Here is a 3,591-nt window from a genome sequence, read left to right as displayed (position 1 = left end):
GTCTTCGCTGCCCCAAGTCTTCGCTGCCCCAAGTCTTCGCTGCCCCAAGTCTTCGCGGCCTCAAGCGATCGGCGCAACTGATCGCGACGTGACGGGCGGAGGCAGCATCCGCACCGAGCCAATAAAAAGGCCGCCTTCGGGCGGCCTTTTCCGTGATTGCCAAGTTTGCGGTCAGGTAGTTCGCGATTAGCAAGCGCGATTGTTTCTGTTTATTGCTTGGCCGCGTCGTCGCCGGTTGCAGCAGCGCCTGCCTTGGCGCTTCCCTTGGCGCTCGATTTCTTGGCGGACTTCTTCGCCTTCTTCTTCGGCGCCATCTTGGTCGCCTCGCCCTTGGTCGCTGTGTCGCCGCTTTGCGCTGCGGGAGCCTGGCTGCTGCCGGCCTTGTCCTGCGCGAGCGCGGTGGACGAGACGAAGGCAAGAGCTGTAGCGGCGAGGATCAGTGTTCGCATCGGATGGTTCTCCCAAGTTGGTTTCCGGCGCCCCTCAACGGGACAGAATGTCGCAGGTTCCGCGTCGCCGATCAGCAGTCCGTGAGTTGGGCGTGAACGGCGCATCCCGCTGCGAGGTGGGCGGAACCGGGAACCGCGAGCTGCGTTATGTCGCTGGGCAGGAGTTCCGAGGAGAGACGCCATGCGTTGGCGATCAGTGACGGATACCACCAACACGGTGCTCGACACCGCCCCGGAGAACACATTCTACGCGGTGGGCTGGACGGTCAGCGGCGTGGCGACCCTGGCCACCATCGTCGCGGTCTGGATGTTCGGGATCTGAGGGCGACCGATCCGCGCCGGCAACCGGCTTGCCACCGCCGGCGCGCAACCGCGACCCGCGGCGGCCGGCTACTTCCGCAGAATGGCCAGCGCTTCCCGATAGAGCTGCGAGAAGCAGACCAGGAGCGCGCTCGACAGCAGGAACATCGCGATGCTGTCGTAATCGTCGGCCGTCGGCCAGGCGAACTCGAAATAGGGCGGCATGAACGCCCACCAGACGATCGGAACGGTGATGATCGTCGCGAAGGCGCCGGCCGGGGCGCCGCCCATCAGGCCGGCGATCAGGATCGCCGGCACGAAGCCCGCGAAATAGAACTGCATCCCAAAGCTCGCGAACATCTCCTGCGTCGCCGTGGCCAGCACCACGGCAAGCAGGGCGACGACGAACGTCGACAGCGACGAAGGTCGCAGCTTCAGAATGTAGTCATTGCCCTTGCGCATCGAGACGTCCCGGCCTCCGCGAGTTCCGGAAGGTAGCCGAGGAGGCCTGTAAACAAAACCCCGTAGGACTCCGTGGGGCAGGGTTGTGTGCGATACAGTGAAAAGGAACCGTCCCGGTCAAGCCGCCGCCGCATTGTCGCGCTTATTGCATCGCGGCAGGGTGATTGTGGGACAACACAGTGCTGGAAATTCTGATTGTCGTTCTCGTCACCGGGATCGGGTTCGTATCGGGGTACGGCGTACGCGAGCTGATCTCCCGCCGCAGGCGGCGATCGCCGCGTGTTCACGCGCCGCGGCTTCGGGCCGCGAATGACGACATATCTGCCCGCGGCTGGTATCGGTCGACCGGCACCCAACCCGCCGATCAAGCCACCCCGCCATCCGACGAACTCGACGGTGCCGTCCGCGACCTGCTCGGCGAACTCAGCCGACGCACCGCCAATCCGTCGTCCGCCCCGCACCGCCGCCGGCAATGAGCCGGAATGCCGGCCGCGTCGCACGCGCGTCGGCTACTTTGCGTGGGGTTGTTTTCGACATTTTCGATGAGGCGGTCCCGGAGGGCGCCAAAATGGCGACAATCGTCAGCACCGGGCGGTTCAGAAAGGGGAATGGTGGACGCACAAGGGATCGAACCTTGGACCTCTCCCGTGTGAACCACAATCCGTAGATCCAAGCTGACCCCAGGTGGCCACAGTATTGTCGGAATAATTTGTTTAATTACAGTTGCTTATGGACATTCTAGCCTCAATTGGCCATAAGTGACCATACTGCATTTTGTGTGCCCCTGTTGTGCCCGCCGCAGATTTTCCCTTGGGGCACCCAAATAAGGGAGGGTCTGAGATCCGGTTCTATTTTGCTCTCCCTATCCCTTCTTCAGGGGCGCGGCGCGAGGGAAAGCTCTGAGAGCCGATCGGATCACGGACGATTGCCTCCTCGTGGGGCCCGCCGGGGCACAAACGCAGGGAAGGAATCATGACAGCGCCGACCAACCAGCTCACACTCACCGATGCGGTCGTCCGCAACGCCACGCTGCCGTTCGGCAAGGCGCAACATTATCTCCATGACGACAAGCTGCCTGGCCTCGCCATGCGCATGCGCGCCACCGGTGGCCGGACCTGGGTCTACCTCTTCACCAAGCCGGGGGTGAGAGGGACCCAGCGCAAGACCCTCGGCCCGTGGCCCAAGTATAATGAGAAGGCCGCGCGCAAGGCCGCCACCATTGCTGCGGGCGAGGTGGTCAAGGGCATGGACCCTAACGAAGCGAAACGCGAGGCGAGGCGGCAACAGGCTGCCGAAAAGCAGCGCACCACACTGGCGGAGCTCATCGTCGAAGATGGTCCGTACCAGACGTCCTTGACCGGGCGTCAGGTCGTCAACTGGAAGCCGGCAATGTCGGCATTGCGGCGCGGGCTCAAGGAACACGCCGAGAGCGGCGTGGGAGACCTGACGCGGCGGCAAATCATGGCCGCGGTCGACAAGGTTACCAAGACGGGCAAACGGGGCGCGGCCAAGGATCTGCGCAAGCACACCCACACGTTCCTCGAATGGTGCGTTGGCGAGGGCTATGTCGACCACAATGTGCTGGCTGGCTATCGTGAACCTAAGGAAACTCGGGCGCAAAGGGTCGGACGCCGCATGAAGGGCCGCGCACTGACCGATGAAGAAATCATCAAGGTCTGGCATGCTGCCGGCAAGCTCGGCACCTTTGGGCTCCTGACCAGGACGTGCTTGCTTGGTGGGCCGCGCCGGAGCGAGCCAACCCTGATCGAATGGCAAAAGCACATCATGGATGACCGCATCACCTTCGATGCGGCATGGACCAAGATGGGTTTGCACCACGATGTACCGCGCACTCACCTCGTTGACGAGGTCCTCGCGGCCGCAAAGCATTTCCAGCGCGCCACGTCCGACTATGTCTTCCCGTCACCGAAGACCGGCGGCCAGATGTCGGGCTTCACCAAGATGGTCAATCGCTTGGTCAAGGAGGCGGGTGTCGCAAAATTCACGATGCATGACTTGAGGCGCAGTCTGCGCACCATCATGTCACGTTGCGGCTACGACAACGAGATCCAGCGGCTGTGTGTCGGGCAAAAGCCAGGCGGAATCGATCAGGTCTACAATCACGACGAACAGTGGATCATCCGTAAGATGGCGTTCGAAGCAGCTCATGACTACATCGCGGAATTGGTCGGCGCGATGCGGGTCGGTAAGGTTGTGCGCCTGCAGCGGACGAATCCGCTCGACCCGATCAAGGCCGAGCTGCTCGGGCGTCTCCGCGAGCATTATGCGGCTGAGACGGCCTAGTACCTCGTCACAGAGGATTTGACTGGTTGATTTCGAGCCATTTGAGGATTGGGATTTCGTCTGGAGGAACGAGGAA

General features: G+C 62.5%; 5 protein-coding genes. 3 read left to right on the top strand and 2 right to left on the bottom strand.

The window, feature by feature from the left end:
- Positions 1-209: 209 nt before the first annotated feature.
- Positions 210-449 (bottom strand): hypothetical protein, encoded by a 240-nt coding sequence (locus H8A95_RS42125; protein WP_229188322.1) that lies wholly within the window; start codon positions 447-449, stop codon positions 210-212.
- A 181-nt stretch (positions 450-630) separates the two neighbouring features.
- On the opposite strand from H8A95_RS42125, the gene H8A95_RS42120 reads away from it, so the two are divergent.
- Positions 631-771 (top strand): hypothetical protein, encoded by a 141-nt coding sequence (locus H8A95_RS42120; RefSeq protein ID WP_163155094.1) that lies wholly within the window; start codon positions 631-633, stop codon positions 769-771.
- A gap of 68 nt (positions 772-839) precedes the next feature.
- Here H8A95_RS42120 and H8A95_RS42115 read toward each other — a convergent pair whose 3' ends face one another.
- Entirely contained in the window at positions 840-1,211 is a 372-nt protein-coding gene (locus H8A95_RS42115; RefSeq protein ID WP_229188321.1) for a DUF4118 domain-containing protein, read from the bottom strand.
- Between the two features lie 179 nt (positions 1,212-1,390).
- On the opposite strand from H8A95_RS42115, the gene H8A95_RS42110 reads away from it, so the two are divergent.
- Positions 1,391-1,687 (top strand): hypothetical protein, encoded by a 297-nt coding sequence (locus H8A95_RS42110; protein ID WP_229188320.1) that lies wholly within the window; start codon positions 1,391-1,393, stop codon positions 1,685-1,687.
- Positions 1,688-2,183: 496 nt separating this feature from the next.
- Complete coding sequence (locus H8A95_RS42105; protein WP_229169258.1) at positions 2,184-3,515, top strand: tyrosine-type recombinase/integrase; 1,332 nt, start codon at positions 2,184-2,186, stop codon at positions 3,513-3,515.
- The last annotated feature ends 76 nt before the right edge of the window (positions 3,516-3,591 follow it).

Source organism: Bradyrhizobium oropedii (genome assembly GCF_020889685.1).
Classification (GTDB): domain Bacteria; phylum Pseudomonadota; class Alphaproteobacteria; order Rhizobiales; family Xanthobacteraceae; genus Bradyrhizobium; species Bradyrhizobium oropedii.
This window is presented reverse-complemented; position numbering and strand designations above follow the sequence as displayed.

Excerpts from the sequence above, each read along its gene's own strand:
- H8A95_RS42125 (WP_229188322.1), bottom strand. The coding sequence starts at position 449 with ATGCGAACACTGATCCTCGCCGCTACAGCTCTTGCCTTCGTCTCGTCC.
- H8A95_RS42120 (WP_163155094.1), top strand. The coding sequence starts at position 631 with ATGCGTTGGCGATCAGTGACGGATACCACCAACACGGTGCTCGACACC.
- H8A95_RS42115 (WP_229188321.1), bottom strand. The coding sequence starts at position 1,211 with ATGCGCAAGGGCAATGACTACATTCTGAAGCTGCGACCTTCGTCGCTG.
- H8A95_RS42105 (WP_229169258.1), top strand. The coding sequence starts at position 2,184 with ATGACAGCGCCGACCAACCAGCTCACACTCACCGATGCGGTCGTCCGC.